The organism is Streptomyces sp. NPDC002054 (genome assembly GCF_040296685.1).
In the GTDB taxonomy this organism is placed as follows: Bacteria; Actinomycetota; Actinomycetes; order Streptomycetales; family Streptomycetaceae; genus Streptomyces.
In genome coordinates this window covers 64384-86522 of the sequence record NZ_JBEOXT010000022.1, presented here as the reverse complement: position 1 = coordinate 86522, position 22139 = coordinate 64384, and the positions used below count along the sequence as shown (strand labels likewise).

At 74.6% G+C, this 22139-nt stretch carries 1 protein-coding gene; it reads right to left on the bottom strand.

The features are described from left to right. Positions 1–75: 75 nt before the first annotated feature. Positions 76–22119, bottom strand: a complete 22044-nt coding sequence (locus ABT123_RS21565) for a type I polyketide synthase (RefSeq protein ID WP_502971010.1) — start codon at positions 22117–22119, stop codon at positions 76–78. Between the last annotated feature and the right edge of the window lie 20 nt (positions 22120–22139).

The window sequence follows — 22139 nt, the reverse complement described above, 5'->3', positions numbered from 1 at the left end:
AGTCGGGAAAAGGTGGTACGCGTGGTGCGGTGATCGGTGATCGGCCTGCTCGGTACGGTCGGCCGGCCGGTTCGGTCAGGAGAGGCCGAGTTCCTTGTCGATCAGGTCGAAGATCTCGTCGTCCGTCGAGGCCGCTTCGAGGTCGGCGTCGGCGTCGGTGCCGTCCGTGTCCCCGTCGTGGGCGTCCTCAGCGGCGGCGTCGAGCTTCCATTGCAGTGCTTTGAGGCGGGCGGTCAGGCGGGCGCGGCTGTCGGCGTCCAGCGCGGAGGCCGCGCCGGCCGTCACGGCCTGTTCCAGGTCGTCGAGTCCCGGCAGGAGGGAGATCTCCGGCTGCGCGCCGTCGGCGGATGCCAGTTGTGTGCGCAGGTGCCGGGCGAGGGCCAGCGGGGTCGGGTGGTCGAAGACCGCTGTCGTCGGCAGCCGGAGCCCGGTCTCGGCGTTCAGGCGGTTGCGCAGTTCCACGGCGGTGAGCGAGCTCATGCCCAGGTCGAGGAAGCCGCGTTCGGCCTCGATCGAGGCGGGCGAGCCGTGGCCGAGGACGGTGGCGACATGGCCGGTGATCAGCTGGAGCAGCAGCGTCTCGCGCTTGGCCTCGCCGAGTCCGGCCAGCCGCTGCGCGAAGCCGCCCTCGTCGCCGCCGTCGTGCCGGGTCCCGTCCGCCGGGGTGATGGCCCCGGGTGTGCTCGCGGACCTCCGTATGACCGTCCGTACGGGGGCGAGTCCGCGGAGCAGTGCCGGCGTACGACCGCCGGCCGCGAAGGCCCGCGGGTCGAGCCGTACGGGTACCAGGAGGGCACGGTCGACGGCCGCGGCGGCGTCGAGCAGGCCGAGTCCTTGGTCTGCCGAGAGCGGCAGCATTCCTGAGCGTTCGAAGCGGGCGACATCCACGGGGGACAGCCTGGACGTCATTTCACTGGAATCTCCCCAGTATCCCCACGCGAGGGAGACGGCGGTGAGGCCCTGGGCCCGGCGCCGGTGGGCGAGGGCGTCGAGGAAGGAGTTGGCGGCGGCGTAGTTGGCCTGGGCGGGACCTCCGATGACTCCGGCGAAGGAGGAGAAGAGGACGAAGGCGGACAGTTTGGTGTCCCGGGTCAGCTCGTGCAGGTGCCAGGCGGCTTCGGCCTTCGGGCGCCATACGCGGTCCAGGTCCTCGGTGGTGAGGTTCTCCAGGAGGCCGTCCTGGAGGACGCCGGCCGCGTGGACCACGGCGGTGAGCGGGTGTTCGGCCGGGACGGCGGCGAGCACGTCGGCGAGGGCGTCGCGGTCGGCCGCGTCGCAGGCGGCGATGGTGACGGCCGCCCCCATGCGGGTGAGTTCTTCGCGCAGTTCCTCGGCGCCCGGGGCGGCGAGGCCCCGGCGGCCGGTGAGCAGCAGGTGCCGGACGCCGTGCTCGGTGACCAGGTGGCGGGCGACGAGGGCGCCGAGGGTTCCGGTGCCGCCGGTGATCAGGACGGTGCCGTCGCCGTGCGTGTCCCACTCCCAGACCGGGAGGCCTGCGGGGTCCTGCGGGGGTGCGGTGCGGCGGAGCCTCGGCACGGTCACCGTGCCGGTGCGCAGGACGAGCTGAGCTTCGTCGGCGGCTGCGGCTGCCGCGACGGCACCCGGCAGCGCCTGCTCGGAGGCCGGGTCGCCGTCGGTGTCGACGAGCAGGAACCGGCCGGGGTGTTCGGCCTGGGCGGAGCGGATGAGGCCGTGGACGGCTGCGTCGGTGAGGGCGGCGTCCTGGCCCGGGGTGACGAGGACCAGCCGGGAGTCCGCGCAGCGCGGATCGGCCAGCCATGCCTGGGCGAGGCGCAGCATCTCCCGTACGGGGCTGTTGTCGGCGCCGTCCTCGCGGTCGGCGGACGCGGGCAGGCGCAGCAGCACCGTGCCTGCGAAGGGGGACGTGTGGTCGGCGTCGGCTGCCAGGGCCTCCGTCAGGGCGGGCAGGCCGGTGAAGGTCTGCGTGTCGGCGGCGGTCGGTTCGGCGAGCACGGCCGGGGCCCACTCCGGCTCCGTCCAGGCGGTTTCGAACAGTGCCTGGGGGTGTCGGGGAGCCGTGGCCGGTGTGGTGAGGGCGTTCGCCGTGAGGACGGGCGCGCCCGTGGCGTCGGCGGCGGTCAGGGACAGGGTGCCGTCCATGCCGTCCTGGGCGGGGGTGATCCGTACGCGCAGGAGGGCGGCGCCGGTGGCCGTGAGGTTCACCGCGCGCCAGGCGGCGGGCAGTTCGAGTCCGCCGGACCGGGACCGGGTGGCCGTCATGGCCAGCAGGGTCTGGAGCAGGGCCGGGTGGATCCGGAAGCCGGACGCGGTCGCGTGCTGGTCCTGGGGCAGGGCTACTTCGGCGAGGGTGCTGCCGTCGGGGGTGGTCCAGAGCGCGCGGACGGTGCGGTGGAGCGGGCCGGGGTCGTAGCCGCCCTCGGCGAGGACGGCGTACAGCTCCTCCAGCTCCTCGGGGTCGGCCGGGCGGGCGTCGTGCGGCGGCCAGGCCGTCGCGTCGAACGGCTCGCCGGCGGCCACGGCCGCTTGGAGCAGTGTGCCGGTGGCGTGGCGGGTCCAGTCCGCGTCGGCGGCGGTCCGGGCGTGGACCGTCAGCGGGCGGGTGCCTGCCTCGGCCGCGCCCACGGTCAGCTGGATTTCCGCGCTGCCGTCCTCGGGAGCGGCCAGCGGGACCAGTTCGGTGAGTTCCCCGATCGTCGCGCAGCCGGCTTCGTCGGCGGCCCGGACCGCCCAGTCGAGCAGGGCGGTGCCGGGGACGACGGCGGAGCCGTACACGGTGTGGTCGGCCAGCCACGGGTGGGTGGCGGCGGCGATCCGGCCGGTGAGGAGGAGGGATCCGTCCCCGTCGGCGAGCCGGACGACGGTGTCCAGGCCGGCGGGATCCGCCGGGCGGTCGGCTGCCGTGGCCGGGGCGGGGGCCGCGTCGAGCCAGTAGCGGCTGCGCTGGAAGGCGTACGTGGGCAGGTCGGCCGCCCGGCCGCCGTCCAGGATGCCGCTCCAGTCGACCCGTACGCCGTGCACGTGCGCCTCGGCGAGGGAGGTCAGCAGCCGCTCCGGGCCGCCGTCCTCGCGGCGCAGTGAGCCGAGGGCCAGCGCGTCCGTCTCGGCGGCGGCGATGGTGTCCTCGATGGCGGCGGTCAGCACCGGGTGCGGGCTGGACTCGACGAACACGTCGTGGCCCTGGGCGAGGAGGGTGCGCAGGGCGTCCTCCAGGCGGACGGTGCGGCGCAGGTTCTCGTACCAGTACGAGGCGTCCAGGGCGGTGTCGGAGCCGATCCACTCGCCGGTGAGGGTGGAGAGGAACGGGATGGCGGGTTCGCGGGTCTCGATGCCGGCGAGGTCGGCGAGGACGGTCTCGCGGATGCGCTCGACCTGCGCGGAGTGGGAGGCGTAGTCGACGGGGATCCGCTTGGCGCGTACGCCGTCCCGGGTGCAGGCGTCGACGAGGGCGTCGAGGGCGTCCGACTCGCCGGAGACCACGACGGAGCCGGGGCCGTTGACCGCCGCCACGGAGATCCGCTCGCCCCAGGACGTGAGGCGGGCGAGGACGTCCTCGTGGGAGGCGGCGACGGAGACCATGCCGCCGTGGCCGGACAGGCCGGCGGCGATGGCCCGGCTGCGCAGGGCGACCACGCGGGCGCCGTCCTCGAGGGAGAGGGCGCCGGCCACGCAGGCGGCGGCGATCTCGCCCTGGGAGTGGCCGACGACCGCGGCCGGGCGGACGCCGTGGGCCTGCCAGACCTCGGCGAGGGCGACCATGACCGCCCAGAGGGCGGGCTGGGCGACGTCGACGCGGTTCAGCGACGGGGCGGTCGGCTCGCCGCGCAGTACGGCGGTCAGGGACCAGTCCGTGTGCGGGGCGAGGGCCTGCTCACAGGCGGCGATCCGAGCGGCGAACTCCTTTGATGCGTCGAGGAGTTCGGCGCCCATACCGGCCCACTGGGAGCCCTGGCCGGGGAAGACCAGGACGGTCCTGCGGTCGCGGCCGGAGGTGTGCCGGCCCTGGACGAGTCCGGGGGCCGGGGTGCCGTCGGCGAGCGCGCCCAGCGCGGCCCGCAGGGCATGCGGCTCGGCGGCGGTGACGACCGCGCGGTGCTCGAGGACGGCCCGCCGGGTGGCGAGGGAGGCGGCAAGATCGAGCGGCGCGGCCTGGCTCCCGGCGGGGGTGTCGAGATGAGCGAGCAGCGCGGCAGCCTGCCCCCGCAGCGCGGCTGCGCTCCGCGCGGACAACAGCCAGGGCAGGGCCGCGGCTGCGGACTCCGCGTCCGCCGCCGCGGAGGTGGCCCGGGCCGGGGCCGGAGCGGCCTGCGCGCCCGCCGCCTCGGAGGCGTCCGGGGTCGAAGCGGCCTCGGCCGTGCCGAAGGCTTGGGCCGATGCGGCTGCGGCCATGCCGGGCGCCTGCGCCGATGCGGCTTCGGCCGGGCGGCCGGCGGCGGAGGCCACAGCCGCCTCCGACGTGCCGGGCACGGCCGACGCAGCGGTGTCACCGGTCCCGGCCGGGGCGGCGGCACTGGCGGTCGCGCCGGAGCCGGGGAGCGAGGCGGACGGAGCGGCCGAGCCGGTCACCGCGTCAGGGCACTGTTCCAGGATTACGTGCGCGTTGGTGCCGCTGATGCCGAAGGAGGAGACGCCGGCGCGGCGCGGGCGGTCGGTGGAGGACGGCCAGGCGGTGGCTTCGGCCAGGACGCTTACCGCGCCCGCCGACCAGTCCACGTGCGGGGTCGGCTCGTCGACGTGCAGCGACTTCGGCAGCGCGCCGTGCCGCATGGCGAGCACCATCTTCATCACTCCGGCGACACCGGCCGCGGCCTGGGTGTGCCCCAGGTTGGACTTGACGGAGCCGAGCCGCAGCGGCCGGTCCGCATCCCGGTCCTGGCCGTAGGTGGCGAGCAGGGCCTGGGCTTCGATCGGGTCGCCGAGCCGGGTGCCCGTGCCGTGTGCCTCCACCGCGTCGATGTCGGCTCCGGTCAGGCCGGCGCTCGCCAGGGCCTGGCGGATGACCCGCTGCTGGGAGGGGCCGTTGGGGGCGGAGAGCCCGTTGGAGGCTCCGTCCTGGTTGACGGCCGAGCCGCGTACGACGGCCAGCACCTGGTGGCCGTTGCGTACGGCGTCCGAGAGGCGTTCGAGGACGAGCAGGCCGGAGCCTTCGGAGAAGCCGGTGCCGTCGGCGGCAGCCGAGAAGGGCTTGCAGCGGCCGTTGGCGGCGAGTCCGCGCTGCCGCGAGAAGTCCACGATGATCACCGGGGAGGACATGACGGTCACACCGCCCGCCAGGGCGAGCGAGCATTCACCGGCCCGCAGCGCCTGCGCAGCCATGTGCAGGGCCACCAGGGAGGAGGAGCAGGCGGTGTCGACGGTGACGGCCGGGCCCTCCAGGCCGAGGGCGTAGGAGACACGGCCGGAGACGACGCTGACGGCGTTGCCGGTGTTGACGTATCCGGCGAGCGCCTCGGGGATGTCGGCTCCGCGGCTCATGTAGTCGCTGGAGGACAAGCCGGCGAAGACGCCGGTCCGGCTGCCGCGCAGCGACCTGGGGTCGATGCCGGCCCGCTCCACCGCCTCCCACGCGGTCTCCAGCAGCAGGCGCTGCTGCGGGTCCATGACGGTGGCCTCGTTGGGGCTGATGCCGAAGAAGTCAGCGTCGAACTCGGCGGCGTCGTGCAGGAATCCGCCGTCGAGGGTGCGGGAGGCGTCCGGGTGGTCAGGGACGGAGTCGTAGAAGTGCTCCAGGTCCCAGCCGCGGTCCGTGGGGAAGCCGCCGATGGCATCGGTGCCGTCGGCCAGCAGGGTCCACAGGTCCTCGGGCGAGCGGACGCCGCCCGGGTAGCGGCAGGCCATGCCGACGATGACGACGGGGTCCTCGTCCGTGACAGCCAGGGTCGTGGCCGCCTCCGCCGCGGGTGCGGCGTCGGTCAGCAGGCTGCCGAGGTGTTCGGCGAGGGCGACGGGCGTCGGGTGGTCGAAGACCAGGGTGGCGGGCAGCCGCGACCCGGTCGCGGTGGCAAGGCGGTTGCGCAGCTCGACGGCGGTCAGCGAGTCGAAGCCGAGGTCACGGAAGGCCTTCCCGGCGTGGATCAGGCCGGCGTCGGCGTGGCCGAGTACGGCGGCTGCGTACGTGGTGACGAGGTCGACCAGTACGGTCTGCCGTTCGGCGGCGGGCAGCGCGGCCAGCCGCTGCTGCAGGCCGCTGCCGGCGGCGGTGCCCGGTCCTGCCTCGACGGTGCGCCGGGTGGCCGTGCCCCGGAACAGGGCCCGCAGGATCGACGGCAGTGCCTCGGGGGCGCGGCGGCGCAGTACGGCGTTGTCCAGGCGCTGCGGTACGAGCAGCGGCCGGCGCGCGGCGAGCGCCGCGTCGAACAGCGTGAGCCCGTCGCGGGTCGCGAGCGGCAGCGCGCCGCTGGACCGGGCCCGGCCGCGGTCGCCGTCGTCGAGGTGTCCGGTCATGTCGCTGGCCTGGGCCCACAGGCCCCAGGCGAGGGAGGTGGCGGGCAGGCCGGCGGCTTGGCGGTGGCGGGCGAGCCCGTCCAGGAAGGTGTTGGCGGCGGCGTAGTTGCCCTGCCCGGCGTTGCCGAAGGTTCCGGCCGCCGAGGAGAACAGGACGAAGTCGGCAAGGTCCAGGTGCCGGGTCAGCTCGTGCAGGTTCCAGGCCGCGTCCGCCTTCGGGCGCAGTACGGTCCGCAGCCGCTCGGGGGTGAGGGAGGTGACCACGCCGTCGTCGAGCACACCGGCGGCGTGTACGACGGCGGTCAGCGGGTGGGCGTCACTGACGGAGCCGAGCAGCGCGGTGAGCGCCGTACGGTCGGCGGCGTCGCAGGCGGCGAGGGTGACCTCGGCGCCCAGCTCGGCCAGTTCGGCGCGGAGTGCGGCGGCGCCGGGGCTGTCCGGGCCGCGGCGGCCGGCGAGCAACAGGTGCCGTATGCCGTGTTCGGTGACGAGGTGGCGGGCGAGCGCGCGGCCGAGTTCTCCGGTGCCGCCGGTGATGAGGACGGTGCCCTCGGGGTTCCACGGGCGGGGCACGGTGAGGACCACCTTGCCGGTGTGGCGGGCCTGGGAGACGTACCGGAAGGCGTCCTGGGCGTGGCGGATGTCCCAGGCGGTGACCGGGAGCGGGTGCAGGGCGCCCTGTTCGAAGAGGGCGACGAGCTCGGTGAGCATCTCGCCGATCCGCTCGGGGCCGGCCTCGGTCAGGTCGAAGGCGCGGTAGAAGGCGCCGTCGTGGTCGCGGGCGATGTCGGCGGCGTCACGGATGTCGGTCTTGCCCATCTCGATGAGCCGGCCGCCGGGCGCCAGGAGGCGCAGCGAGGCGTCGACGTACTCGCCGGCGAGGGAGTTGAGGACCACGTCCACTCCCCGGCCGCCGCTCGCCGTGCGGAAGGCGTCCTCGAAGTCGAGGGTGCGGGAGGAGGCCAGGCGGTCGGCGGGCAGGCCGTCGGCCGCGGCGCGCAGCAGGCGCTGCTTGGGCTCGCTGGCGGTGCCGTAGACCTCGGCGCCCCAGAGGCGGGCGAGCTGGGTGGCGGCCATGCCGACGCCGCCGGCGGCGGCGTGGACGAGGACGGATTCGCCCTCGGTGAGGCCCGCGAGGTCGCGCAGCGCGTAGTACGCGGTGAGGAACACCACGGGCGCGGCGGCGGCCTGGGCGAAGGTCCAGCCCGCCGGCATACGGGTGATGACGCGGCGGTCGGCGACGGCAAGGGGGCCGAAGCCGCCCGCGACCATCCCGAAGACGCGGTCGCCGACGCGCAGGCCGGTGACGTCGGGGGCGGTCTCGACGACGAGGCCGGCGGCCTCGGAGCCGAGGAATTCGGCGCCGCCGGGGTACATGCCAAGGGCGTTCAGGACATCGCGGAAGTTGAGTCCGGCGGCGCGGACCTCGATCCGGACCTGGCCGGGTTCGAGCGGCGCGGTCGCCTGCGGGGCGGGCAGCAGGGCCAGGTGGTCCAGGCTGCCCTTCTCGGGGATGTCCAGCCGCCAAGGGGCTGCGCCGCCATCGGGAGCGGTGAGCGCGCCGGAGGCGTGGGTACGGGTCAGGCGGGGTGCGTACGCGGCCCCCTGGCGCAGCGCCAGCTGGGGCTCGCCCGCGGCGGCGACCGCCTGGGGCAGGGCGCGCCAGGAGGCGGGGTCGTCGTCGAGGTCGGCGAGGACGATCCGGCCGGGGTGCTCGGTCTGGGCCGAACGCAGCAGGCCCCACAGGGCGGAGCCGGGCAGATCGGTGACATCACCGCCGGGGTCGGGGGTGACGGCGCCTCGGGTGGCGACGACCAGCCGGGTCGCGTCGAACCGCTCGTCGGCCAGCCACTCCTGGAGGGTGGCGAGCACCTTTTCCAGGACGGCGGCGGCCTGTGCGGCCGGGTCGGCCGCACGCCTCGGACGGGCTCCGGCGGTCGCGCCGGGCACGGAGCCCGACCCTCCATCGCCGACCGTGTGGGCGGCGGAAGCGTCGGCCGTCGCGCCGGACCCGGCGGCCCGGAGGGCCGTCGTGCCGTCTGGCGCCGACCCGGCCGCCGGGGCGGCGGTGATGGTGCCGCCGGTGTCCGCGGACGGGGCCTCAGCGGCGCCGTCGGCCGCGTGGGTGGCGGAGTTCTCGGCGGGCGCGCCGGACGTGAAGCCCAGGCCGGCCTCGTCGGCGTAGAGCAGCACCGCGTCCGGTGTGCCGGTCTCGGGCAGGGAGGCCGCCAACGCGGCCAGGCTGTCCCAGCGGGCCAGGGCGGCCCCGCCCTCGGTGAGGGCGGCCACCTGCCCGGTCTCGGAGCCGAGGATCGCCCAGCGGGCAGCCCCGGCCGAGCCGGTCGGACCGGCCTGTGCCGTCGCGGCCGTCGAGTCGGGCGAAGCAGTCGACGCGGTCGGGGCCGTTGCCAGCGGGGTCCACTCCAGGTGGAACAGGGCTTCGCGGACCGTACGGGAGGCCGCGTCGGCGGCGCCGAGTGTGGCGGCCGTGACCGGGCGTACGGCCAGCGCGTCGATGGTGGCGACCGGGCGGCCGAGCGGGTCGGCCATCAGGACCGACACCGCGCCGGGTCCGGCGGGCCGCAGCCGGACCCGCAGGGCGGTGGCGCCGGTGGCGTGGAGGGTGACCCCGGTCCAGGAGAAGGGCAGACCGGTGCTGCCGTCCGCGTTGCTCAGCAGGCCGAATCCGGCCGCGTGCAGGGCCGCATCCAGCAGAGCGGGGTGGATCCCGAAGCAGGCGGCGTCCGCCAATCCCCCCTCGGGCAGGGCCACTTCGGCGTACACGTCCGCGTCGAGACGCCAGGCCGCCCGCAGGCCCTGGAACACCGGGCCGTACTCGTAGCCCTCGGCGCGCAGCGACGCGTAGTAGCCGTCGACCGCCGGGACCGGCTCGGCCCCGCGCGGGGGCCAGACGGCGAACGCCTCGGCGGCGGGTTCCGCGCCGGGCGCGGCGAGCGTGCCGTCGGCGTGGTGGGTCCACTCCGCTTCCGGCGCGTCGTCGGGCCGGGTGTGGACGGTGACGGTCCGCAGCCCGGAGGCGTCGGCGGCGCCGACCGCGATCTGCACCTGGATGCCGGCGCGTTCGGGCAGCAGGACGGGCGCGTGCAGGGTCAGTTCCTCGACCCGGCCGCAGCCGAGCTCGTCACCGGCCCGGACGGCCACCTCGACAAGCGCGGCGCCGGGCACGATGACGGTGCCGCCGACCGCGTGGTCGGCCAGCCACGGGTGGCTGCGCAGCGACCAGCGGGCGGTGGCGACGAGCTCGTCGCCGAGGGCGAGCGGCAGCGTGGCCCCGAGCAGCGGGTGGTCGAGGGAGCCGAGCCCCGCCGAGGCGACGTCCCCGGCGCCGCCGGTGGCCGGGCGCGGCCAGTAGCGGCGGTGCTGGAAGGCGTACGTGGGCAGGGGCGTCGGGGTGCCGGGGCGCGGGATCCCGGCGGTCTCGAAGAAGGCGTCCCAGTCGATACGGGTGCCGTGGTTGCGGGCGTCGGCGAGGGACAGCGTGAACCGGGCGAGGCCGCCCTCGTCGCGGCGCAGGGTGCCGGTGGCTGCCGCGGCGGAGCCGGTGGCCTCGATGGTCTCCTGCACTCCGGTCGTGACGACGGGGTGCGGGCTGACCTCGATGAACACGCGGTGGCCGGCGTCGAGCAGGGCGCGGGTGGCCTGTTCGAACTCGACGGTGCCGCGGAGGTTGGCGTACCAGTAGGCGGCGTCGAGCCGGGTCGTGTCGACGGGGGCACCGGTGACGGTGGAGTAGAGGGGGATGCGCGCGGCGCGGGGTGCGACGGGTGCGAGGACGGTGCTCAGCTCCTCCTCGATGCGGGCCACCTGCACGGAGTGCGAGGCGTAGTCGACGGGGATCCGCTTGGCGCGGATGCCGTCGCGGGCGCAGGCGTCGAGGAGGGCGTCCAGGGCGTCGGGCTCGCCGGAGACCACGACGGAGGAGGGGCCGTTGACGGCGGCGAGGGAGAGCCGCTCGCCCCAGGGGGCCAGCAGGGCGCGTACCTGGTCGGCGGGCCGGGCCACGGAGACCATGCCGCCCTGCCCGGACAGGGCGGTCAGGGCCTGGCTGCGCAGGGTGACGACGCGGGCGGCGTCGTCGAGGGTGAGGGCGCCGGCCACGCAGGCGGCGGCTATCTCGCCCTGGGAGTGGCCGACGACGGCGGCGGGGCGCACGCCGTGCGCCTGCCACAGCTCGGCGAGGGACACCATGACGGCGAACAGCACGGGCTGGACCACGTCGACGCGGTCGAATCCGGGGGCGCCGTCGGCTCCGCGCAGGACGTCCATGAGGGACCAGTCGGTGTACGCGTCGAGGGCGGTGGCGCATTCGGCCATGCGGGCGGCGAACACCGGTGAGATGTCGAGCAGTTCGAGCGCCATGCCGGGCCACTGAGAGCCCTGGCCGGGGAAGACGAAGACGGTGTCGCCGTCGCTGTCGGCGGCGCCTTCGAGGACGGCGGGCGATGCCTGGCCGCTGCCGTTGCCTTCGGCGAGGGCGTCCAGGCCGGCGAGCAGGGTGGTGGCGTCGGCGGCGACGACGGTGGCGCGGTGCGACATGGTGGTACGGGCCGTCGCCAGCGCGTGCGCGACCCCGGGCAGCTCGGCGCCGTCGCGCAGGTGCGCGGCGAGCCGTTCCGCCTGCGCGGCCAGCGCCTCCGGGGACTTGGCGGACAGTACGTAGGGCAGGGCGGGGAGCGGCTCCGGCCGGCCCCCTCCGAGGGCAGGCTGCGGGTCGGCCGCCTCCAGGATGACGTGGGCGTTGGTGCCGCTGATGCCGAAGGAGGAGACGCCCGCCCGGTGCGGGCGGTCCACCGCCGGCCAGGCGGTGGGGGCGGCGAGGAGTTCGACCGCGCCCGCCGACCAGTCCACGTGCGGGGACGGCTCGTCGATGTGCAGGGATTGCGGCAGCATGCCGTTCCGCATGGCCAGGATCATCTTGATGACGCCGGCAATGCCGGCAGCGGCCTGGGTGTGGCCGATGTTGGACTTGACCGAGCCGAGCAGCAGCGGCCGGTCGGCGTCACGGTCCTGCCCGTACGTGGCGAGCAGCGCCTGCGCCTCGATCGGGTCGCCGAGCCGGGTTCCGGTGCCGTGTGCCTCCACCGCGTCGACCTCGTCGGCGCCCAGTCCGGCGTCGGCCAGGGCCTGCCGGATGACGCGCTGCTGGGAGGGCCCGTTGGGGGCGGTCAGGCCATTGCTCGCGCCGTCCTGGTTGACGGCGGAGCCGCGCAGCACGGCCAGGACGGTGTGGCCGTTGCGGCGGGCATCGGAGAGGCGTTCCACCAACAGCAGGCCCACGCCCTCGGCCCAGCCGGTGCCGTCGGCGGCTCCCGCGAACGGCTTGCAGCGCCCGTCGGGTGCGAGACCGCGCTGCCGGGAGAACTCCACGAACATCTGCGGGGTCGACATGACGGTGACACCGCCCGCCAGGGCGAGAGTGCATTCGCCGCGGCGCAGCGCCTGCGCGGCCAGGTGCAGGGAGACCAGCGAGGAGGAGCAGGCGGTGTCCACGGTGACGGCCGGGCCTTCGAAGCCGAAGGCGTACGACACCCGGCCGGAGACCACGCTGGCCGCGTTGCCGGTCATCAGGTGACCGGTGACGTCGTCCGGGGCGGTGCCGAGGACCTGTTGGTAGTCCTGGAAGTTGGAGCCGACGAACACGCCGGTCGCGGTTCCACGCAGGGTGTCGGGGGCGATGCCCGCCCGTTCGACGGTCTCCCACGCCGTCTCCAGCAGCAGCCGCTGCTGCGGGTCCATGGCGAGGGCCTCGCGCGGCGAGATCCCGAAGAAGTCGGCGTCGAAGCCGGCCAGGCCGGTGAGGAAGCCGCCTTCGCGGACGTAGCTGGTGCCCTGGTGCTCCGGGTCCGGGTGGTAGAGGCCTTCGGTGTCCCAACCCCGGTCCGTGGGCAGGTCCGAGACCCCGTCACCGCCCCGGGCGAGCAGCTCCCAGAACTCCTCCGGGGAGCCGATGCCGCCGGGGAAGCGGCAGGCCATCGCCACGATGGCGATCGGTTCGTCGGCCTCCGCCCGTACCGCCACTGCGGAAACGGCCGTGTGCCCGTCCAGCAGCTCGGCGCGCAGGTGTGCGGCCACGGCGGCTGTGGTCGGGTGGTCGAACAGGAGCGTGGCGGGCAGGCGTACGCCGGTGACGGCGGTGAGCCGGTTGCGCAGCTCCACGGCGGTCAGGGAGTCGAAGCCCAGTTCACGGAAGGCCCGGTTGACGTCGACGGTGCCCGCGGAGGCGTGCCCGAGGACGCGAGCGATCTCCTCGCGGAGCAGGTCGGTCAGGACGCGTTCCTGCTCTGCTGCGGTCGCCAGGCCGAGCAGACGCTCACGCAGCGGCGAGGTCCCTCCACCGGCCTGCTGCGCAGTCTGCTCCAGCCGGCTGCGCACCTCGGGCAGGTCGCCGATGAGCGGGCTGGGCCGCGCAGCCGTCAGGGCCGGGGCGAGGGTGTCCCAGTCGATGTCGGCGACGGTCACGCAGGCCGCGCCGCGTACGAGGGCCTGCTGCAGGGCAGCGAGGGCGAGTTCGGGCGCCATCGGGGCCATGCCGCTGCGGCGGATCCGGTCGGCGAGGGCGTCACTGCCGGCGGCCATGCCGGCGTCGGCCCACGAGCCCCAGGCCACCGAGGTGGCGGGCAGTCCGGCGGCGCGGCGCTGCTCGGCGAGGGCGTCGAGGTAGGCGTTGGCGGCGGCGTAGTTGGCCTGTCCGGCGTTGCCGAGCACACCGGCGATGGAGGAGAACAGCACGAACATCGACAGCTGCGACGACCCGTCCTGCGGGTCACGGGTGAGTTCGTCCAGCAGCCGGGCGGATTCCGCCTTGGCACGCAGCACGGTCTCGAACCGCTCACCGGTCAGCGCGTCCAGCACGCCGTCGTCGAGGACACCGGCGGCGTGGACGACACCGGTCAGCGGAAGCTCGGCGGGGACGTCCGCGAGGAGCGCGGCGAGCGCGTCGCGGTCGGCGGTGTCGCAGGCCGCGATGGTGACCCGGACGCCCGAGGCCTCCAGCTCGGCGGCCAGTTCGGCCGCGCCTTCGGCCGCCGGGCCCCGACGGCTGGTCAGCAGCAGGTGCTCGGCGCCCGCGCCGGCCAGCCAGCGGGCGACACGGCCGCCCAGGGCGCCCGTACCGCCGGTGACGAGGACGGTGCCGCGCGGGGCGGTCCACGGCTCCGTGCCACGGGCGGGGACGACGCGGGCGAGGCGCCGCGCGTACGTGACGGAGGCCCGTACGGCGATCTGGTCCTCGGCCGTGCCCGCGCCGAGCACGCCGGCCACCCGGGCCGCGAGGTCGCGGCCGTCGAGAGCAGCCGGGAGGTCGATCAGCCCGCCCCAGCGCTGCGGGTACTCCAGCGCCGCGACCCGGCCCAGACCCCAGGTCTGGGCCTGCACGGGCGCGGCCGGCGGCTGCGTGCCGTCGACGGACACCGCACCGCGGGTCAGGCACCACAGGGGCGCCTCCGCTCCGGCGGCCTCCAGGGCGCGCAGCAGGTCGGCGGTGGCGAGGAGCCCCTGCGGGACCGCCGGGTGGGCGGGGTGCGGGCGTTCGTCGAAGGAGAGGAAGGACAGGAGGCCGGACACCGGTCCGGAGGCAGCCAGGGCCGTAGCGACGGCATCCGCCAGGAGGTCCGCACCTTCGGCGGCGGGCACGACGAGCCGCTCGACACGCGCGCCGAGATCGGTCAGGGCGGCGAGCAGCCCGGCGAGGGAGTCGTCGTCCGCCGCGTGGTCGGGTACGACGGCCAGCCAGCCGGAGCCGGAGGGCAGCGCGGTGGCGGAACCGTCGAGGACGGCGGTCCAGGTGGTCCGATAGGCCCAGGCCTCGGTTGCGGCGCGGGTGCGCCGGTGGGCGCGCCAGGCTCCGAGGACGGGGAGCAGGTCGTCGAGGGATGCCTGGGCGGGAGCGCCTTCGATGCCGAGTACGGCGGAGGCGGCGGCGAGGTCACCGCGTTCCGCGGCCTCCCAGAAGGCGGTCTCCACCGCGTCGACGGCGATCGGGGAACTTCCGGTGACACCACCGGTCGGGGGCCAGTAGCGCTGGTGCTGGAAGGCGTAGGTGGGCAGCTCGACCGGACGGGCATCGGTGTCGGCGAAGAACGCGGACCAGTTGACCTTGGCGCCGTGGACGTAGAGCTGGGCGAGGGCCTGGAGGGCGGAGGTCTCCTCGTCGCGGTTCTTGCGCAGGAGGGGCACGAGGACGGCCGATCCGTCAGTGACGGTCTCGGCGGCCATGGCGGACAGGACCCCGTCGGGGCCGAGCTCCAGGAACCGCGTCACGCCCTGCTCGTGCAGGGCCCGCACACCGTCCGCGAAACGCACCGCCTCGCGGACATGCCGCACCCAGTACTCCGGGTCACAGACCGGCTCGACCAGCGGGATCGTGGGTGCGGAGAACGACAGGCCGGAGACAACCGCGCGGAACTCGTCCAGCATCGGGTCCATCAGCGGCGAGTGGAACGCGTGCGAGACCCGAAGGCGGGTCACCTTGCGCCCCAGCCCCTCGAAGTGGGCCCCTACGGACTCCACTTCCTCCTCCGCGCCGGACACGACCACGGCCGACGGACCGTTGACCGCGGCGATCGACACGAACTCGCCCAGCAGCGGGAGGACTTCCTCCTCCGTTGCCTGAACCGCCAGCATGGCGCCGCCCTCCGGCAGCGCCTGCATCAGCCGGCCACGGGCCGCCACCAGCACACACGCGTCGGAAAGGGAGAACACCCCGGCCACATGGGCCGCGGCCACCTCACCGATGGAGTGACCGGCCACGAAGTCCGGCTTGACACCCCAGGACTCCACCAGCCGGAACAACGCCACCTCGACGGCGAACAGACCTGCCTGCGCAAACATCGTCTGGTTCAGCGCATCGGCATCCGCACCCCAGACCACATCCCGCACCGGGACATCCAGCTCCGCGCACACCTCGTCAAAGGCCGCCGCGAACACCGGGAAACGGGCATACAGCTCACGCCCCATCCCCAGCCGCTGCGAACCCTGACCCGTGAACAGGAACGTCGTCTTCCCGCCCCGCGCCTGGCCCTGGATCACCTGCTCGCCGTTCAGTACGACAGCCCGGTGCCCGAAGACCGACCGGCCCAGCGTGGACAGACCCACATCCACCGGCCGCAGCCCCGACTCGTCCACGTACGAGCGCAGGCGCGCGACCTGGTCGTACAGCGCATCCTCCGTCTTGCCGGACACCAGCCACGGCACCACACCCGGAACGACGTCCGCAGCAGCCGGCACCACATCCGCCGACGCGAACTGCTCAAGCACCACATGCGCATTCGTGCCACTGATGCCGAACGAGGACACACCCGCCCGCCGGGCACGCCCCAGCTCCGGCCAGGCACGCTCCTGCGACAGCAGCTCCACATCACCCGCCGCCCAGTCCACATGCGAGGACGGCGCAACCACATGCAGCGTGCGCGGCAGTACACCGTGCCGCATCGCCATGATCATCTTGATGATGCCCGCGACACCGGCCGCAGCCTGCGCGTGACCGATGTTCGACTTCAGCGAGCCCAGCCACAACGGCCGGCCCTCCGGCCGGTCCTGACCGTAGGTCGCGATCAACGCCTGCGCCTCGATCGGGTCACCCAGCGTCGTACCCGTACCGTGGCCCTCGACCACATCCACATCCGCCGACGAGAGCCCTGCGCTCGCCAGCGCCTGCCGGATCACCCGCTGCTGCGAGGGCCCGTTCGGCGCCGTCAGGCCATTGCTCGCACCGTCCTGGTTCACCGCCGAGCCGCGTACGACCGCCAACACCCGGTGCCCGTTCCGCACCGCATCCGACAGCCGCTCCAGCACCAGCATGCCCACGCCCTCCGACCAGCCGACACCGTCGGCCGTGTCGGCGAAGGAACGGCAGCGGCCGTCCGGGGACATCACGCGCTGGCGGGAGGACTCGACAAAGGTGTTCGGGGTGGCCATGACGGACACGCCGCCGGCCAGCGCGAGGGAGCACTCCCCCGCCCGCAGGGCCTGGGCGGCCCAGTGCAGGGCCACCAGTGAGGAAGAGCAGGCCGTGTCCACCGTCACCGCGGGGCCTTCGAAGCCGAAGGTGTACGACACGCGGCCGGAGGCGATGCTCGGGCCGGTGCCGTTGGCGCGGAAGCCGTCGAACTCGGTGGCGGTGAGAAGGTTGGCGTAGTCGCTGTACATGACGCCCGCGAAGACGCCGGTGCGGCTGCCGCGCAGCGACACCGGATCGATGCCGGCCTGCTCCACCGCCTCCCAGGTCGCCTCCAGCAGCAGCCGCTGCTGGGCGTCCGTGGCCAGGGCTTCGCGCGGGCTCATGCCGAAGAAGTCGGCGTCGAACTCGGCCGCGCGGTGCAGGAATCCGCCCTCGCGGGAGTAGGTGGTACCCGTGTGCGCCGGGTCCGGGTGGTACAGGCCGTCGGTGTCCCAGCCGCGGTCACCCGGGAAGCCGGTGATCGCGTCGGTCCCGTCCGAGACCAGTCGCCACAGGTCCTCCGGGGACTCGACGCCTCCGGGGTAGCGGCAGGACATGCCGACAATGACGACGGGGTCCTCGGTGAGGGACGCCGCGGCCCGCGGGGCGGGCAAGGCATCGGTTTCGGCGTTCGCTGCGAACAGTTCGTCCAGCACGAAGCGTACGAGCGCCTCGGCGGTCGGGTAGTCGAAGACGACGGTGGCGGGCAGCCGCAGTCCGCTGACCGCGCCGAGCCGGTTGCGCAGCTCGACGGCGGTCAGGGAGTCGAAGCCGAGGTCCTGGAAGGTGCGGGACGCGTCGACGGTCTCGGAGCCGGCGTAGCCGAGGACGAGCGCGATCTGCGCGCGGACGAGGTCGAGCAGCGCCTCGCGCCGCTCGTCCGGGCCGAGGCCGGTCAGTCGCTGGAGCAGCGCGGAGGCGGCTCCCGAGCCGGTGTTGACCGCCCGCCGGTTCCGGGTACGGGGCCGGATCAGCCCGCGCAGCAGCGCGGGAATCTCGCTCTGGCCCCGCAGGGCGGCAAGGTCCAGCCGGGCGGTGAGTGTGAGGGCACGGCCGCCGGTCAGTGCCGCGTCGAACAGGGCGGTGCCCTGGTCCGGGGCGAGGGCCGGCATGCCGGTACGGGCGATGCGCAGGAGGTCGGCTTCGGAGAGCGTGCCGGTCATACCGCCGGCCTGGCTCCACGGCCCCCACGCCAGGGACGCGGCTGGCAGGCCCGCCGCCCGGCGGTGCGCGGCCAGCGCGTCCAGGAAGGCGTTGGCGGCGGCGTAGTTGGCCTGGCCGGGCCCGCCGAACAGGCCGGACGCGGAGGAGAAGAGCACGAAGGCGGTGAGATCGAGGTCCCGGGTGGCCTCGTGCAGGTTCCAGGCAGCGTCCGCCTTCGGCCGCAGGACGGCCGACAGGCGTTCGGGGGTCAGCGAGCCCACCACGCCGTCGTCGATGACACCGGCCGTGTGCACGACGGCCCGCACCCGGTGCCGGGCGAAGAGGTCGGTCACCGCAGCGGCATCGGCCACGTCACATGCCTCGACAATGGCCTCGGCGCCCAACGCGGCGAGCTCCGGAACGAGTTCGGCGGCACCCTCGGCGGCCGGGCCGCGCCGGCTGACCAGCAGCAGGCTGCGTACGCCGTGTTCCGTCACCAGGTGCCGGGCCAGGACCCGGCCCAGGCCACCGGTTCCACCGGTGATCAGGACCGTACCCTCACCCGCCCACACCGGGCCCGGCTCCGTGGCGCCGGCCCGGGTGACCCGCGGCGCAAGCAGTTCGCCGTCCCGCACGAGCAGCTGCGGCTCGTCCACGGCCAGTACGGACTCCAGCAGACCGGCGGGCTCCTCGCCCGCCACGTCCACCAGCACGAACCGGCCCGGCTGCTCCGACTGCGCCGAACGCACCAGACCCCACGCGGCGGCAGCCGCCAGATCCTGGCCCGACACCGCACCCCGGGTCACCAGCACCAGCCGCGACTCCTCCGGCAACTCCTGCACCAGGGCCAGCAGCCGCGCCGACAACGCGTGCACCGACTCCACAACATCGCCTTCGCCGGCCAGCCGGTGCACCACCACATCCGGCGACACCGCCACCGCAGCCGGCACCCGGACCGGCACCCACTCCACCCCGAACACCGGGTCCCGGTCCGCCGTACGAGCGGAATCGACGGGACGCAGCAGCAGTGAGCCCACCGACATCACGGGCTCGCCCGCCGTGTCGGCGACGGAGAGGGCGACCGAGTCCTCGCCCGTGCGGGTGACCCGGACCCGGACCGACGCGGCGCCGGAGGCGTGCAGGGACACGCCCTCCCAGGAGAACGGCACCACGCCTTCCTCGATGCCGTTGTACGCGGATACGTGCAGCGCAGCGTCCAGCAGGGCCGGGTGCAGGCCGAACGATTCGGCCTCCCCCGCCCGCGCGTCCGCTTCCGGCAACACCAGCTCGGCGTACACCGCCTCGTCCTTGAGCCAGGCGGCGCGCACACCCCGGAAGAGGGGTCCGTAGTCGAAGCCGCCGGCCGCCATCCGGTCGTAGAGGCCGCTCAGGTCGAGCGGTTCGGCGCCGGTGGGCGGCCACTCGGAGCTGTCGAACGGGGTGGTCGCCGCACCGTTGGAGAGCACACCGGTGGCGTGCTCGGTCCACGGCTCTTCCGGGTCGTGGCCGGGCCGGGAGTGGACGTTCAGGGTCCGGCGCCCGGTCCCGTCCTGCTCCCCCACCCAGATCTGCACCTGCACGCTGCCGTGCTCCGGCAGGATCAGGGGCGCGGCCAGGGTGAGTTCGTCCACCACGTCACAGCCGACCTCGTCGCCCGCCCTGAGGGCGAGTTCGAGGAACCCGGTGCCCGGCAGCAGCACCGCGCCGTTGATGACGTGGTCCGCGAGCCAGGGGTGGCTCTGTACGGAGAGCCGGCCGGTGAGCAGGAAGCCGTCGGACGCCGCGAGTTCGACGGCGCCGGTGAGCAGCGGGTGGTCGGCGGACTGCAGGCCGAGTGCCTCGGCGCCGGCGCCGGTCGTCCGGGCCTGCAGCCAGAACCGCTCGTGCTGGAAGGCGTAGGTGGGGAGGTCGGTCCGGGTGGCGCCGAGCGGGGCGAAGAAGGCGGCCCAGTCGATGTCCACGCCGCCGGTGTGCAGCCGGGCGAGCGCCTGGACGAGCGAGGTCTCCTCGTCCGTGCCCTTGCGCAGGGCGGGTACCAGGACGGCGCTGTCGCCGCTGCTCACGGTGTCGGCGGCCATGGCGGACAGCACGCCGTCCGGGCCGAGTTCCAGGTACGTGGTCACGCCCAGGTCCACGAGGGTGCGGACGCCGTCGCCGAACCGGACCGCCTCGCGGACATGGCGCACCCAGTAGTCCGGGGTGCACAGTTCCACGGTCGAGGCGAGCTGTCCGGTCAGGTTGGAGACAAGCGGAAGGGTGGGCACGCCGAAGGACAGGCCCGCCACGACCGCGCGGAACTCCTCCAGCATCGGGTCCATCAGCGGGGAGTGGAAGGCGTGCGAGACCCGGAGGCGGGTCACCTTGCGGCCGAGCCCCTCGAAGTGGGCGCGTACGGCTTCCGCCGCTTCCTCGGCACCGGAGACCACCACGGCCGACGGACCGTTGACGGCGGCAATGGACACCGACTCGCCCAGGAGCGGGAGGACTTCCTGCTCGGTCGCCTGGACGGCCAGCATCGCGCCGCCCTCCGGGAGCGCCTGCATCAGCCGGCCACGGGCCGCGACCAGCGCGCACGCGTCGGCCAGGGAGAACACCCCGGCCACGTGGGCAGCGGCCACCTCGCCGATGGAGTGCCCGGCCACGAAGTCCGGCTTGACACCCCACGATTCGACGAGACGGAACAGGGCCACCTCCACGGCGAACAGACCCGCCTGCGCGAACACCGTCTGGTTCAACGCATCCGCGTCCTCACCCCAGACCACCTCCCGCACCGGCATGCCCAGGCCAGCGCACACGGCATCGAAGGCCGCCGCGAACACCGGGAAATGGGCATACAGCTCACGCCCCATCCCCAGCCGCTGCGAACCCTGCCCCGAGAACAGCACGGAGAGGGGGCCCTTGCCCGCGAGGGCGGTCATCCCCTCGCCTTCCGCGAGGGCGTCCAGGCGGCTGAGCAGACCGGCGCGGTCCCCGGCCACGATCGCGACCCGGTATTCCAGCGCAGTGCGGGTGGTGGCGAGCGAGAAGGCGATGTCGGCGGCGTTCGACTCCGCACGGTCACGGACGTGTGCGGCGAGCCGTGCCGCCTGGGCGCGGAGCGCCTCGGCGGTCTTCGCCGACAGCACCCACGGCAGCACCCCGGAGGCATCAGCCCCGCCGCGCGTCGTGGTGGGCGCGGTCGCCGGCTGTTCGAGGATCACATGGGCGTTGGTGCCGCTGACGCCGAACGAGGAGACGGCCGCCCGTCGCGGCCGGTCCTCGCGCGCCGGCCAGGCGGCCTCCTGGGCGAGCAGCCGTACGCTGCCGGCCGTCCAGTCCACGTGCGGGGACGGCTCGTCGAGGTGCAGGGTCCCGGGCAGGATGCCGTGCCGCATGGCGAGCACGGTCTTGATGACGCCCGCGACACCCGCCGCGGCCTGCGTGTGGCCGATGTTGGACTTCATCGAGCCGAGGAGCAGAGGCAGGTCCGCCGGGCGTCCCTGGCCGTACGTGGCCAGCAGGGCGGTGGCCTCGATGGGGTCACCGAGCCGGGTGCCGGTGCCGTGCGCCTCGACGGTGTCCACGTCGGCGGGCGCGAGGCCGGCGTCGGCCAGGGCCCGCCGGATGACGCGCTGCTGCGAAGGCCCGTTCGGCGCCGTCAGGCCGTTGCTGGCGCCGTCCTGGTTGACGGCGGAGCCGCGTACGACGGCCAGCACCGGGTGCCCGGCCCGCAGCGCGTCGGACAGCCGCTCGACCAGGATGACACCGGCGCCCTCGCTCCACGCGGTGCCGTCGGCGGCAGCCGAGAAGGGCTTGCAGCGGCCGTCGGCGGCCAGGCCGCGCTGGCGGCCGAACTCGACGAACATCTGCGGGGTGGACATGACGGTGACACCGCCGGCCAGCGCGAGCGTGCACTCGCCGCGGCGCAGCGACTGCACCGCCAGGTGCAGGGCGACCAGGGACGAGGAGCAGGCGGTGTCGACGGTGACGGCCGGGCCTTCCAGACCCAGCACATACGAGATGCGCCCGGAGGCGACGCTCACGGTGTTGCCGGTGAGCACGTGGCCGGCGACTTCCTCGCGGATTCGTCCGGGTCCGGCGGTGGCCGCGGTGTCGTAGCCGCCGTGCCCGGCGCCGATGAACACGCCGGTCTGGGTCCCGCGCAGGGTGTGCGGGGAGATACCGGCGCGCTCGACCGCCTCCCAGGCGGTCTCCAGCATCAACCGCTGCTGCGGGTCCATGGCGAGGGCCTCGCGCGGGGAGATGCCGAAGAAGCCGGGGTCGAACTCGCCCGCGCCGTGCAGGAAGCCGCTCTCGCGCGGGTACACGGCGCCCCCCGCACCTCCCTCGCCACCCGCATCAGCGCCTCCGTAGAGGCCTTCGAGGTCCCAGCCGCGGTCGGCGGGGAAGGCGGAGACGGCGTCGATTCCGCCGCGCACCAGCTCCCACAGCTGCTCGGGCGTGTCGGCGCCGCCGGGGTAGCGGCAGGCCATGCCGACGATGGCGATGGGCTCCCGGCTCTTCTCGTGTACCTCTCGCAGCTGCTCGCGCGTCTCGTCAAGGTCCGCGATGGCCCGCTTCAGATAGTCGCGAAGCTTCTGCTCGTTCGACATCAGGATGTCAACCTCTCGAGGTG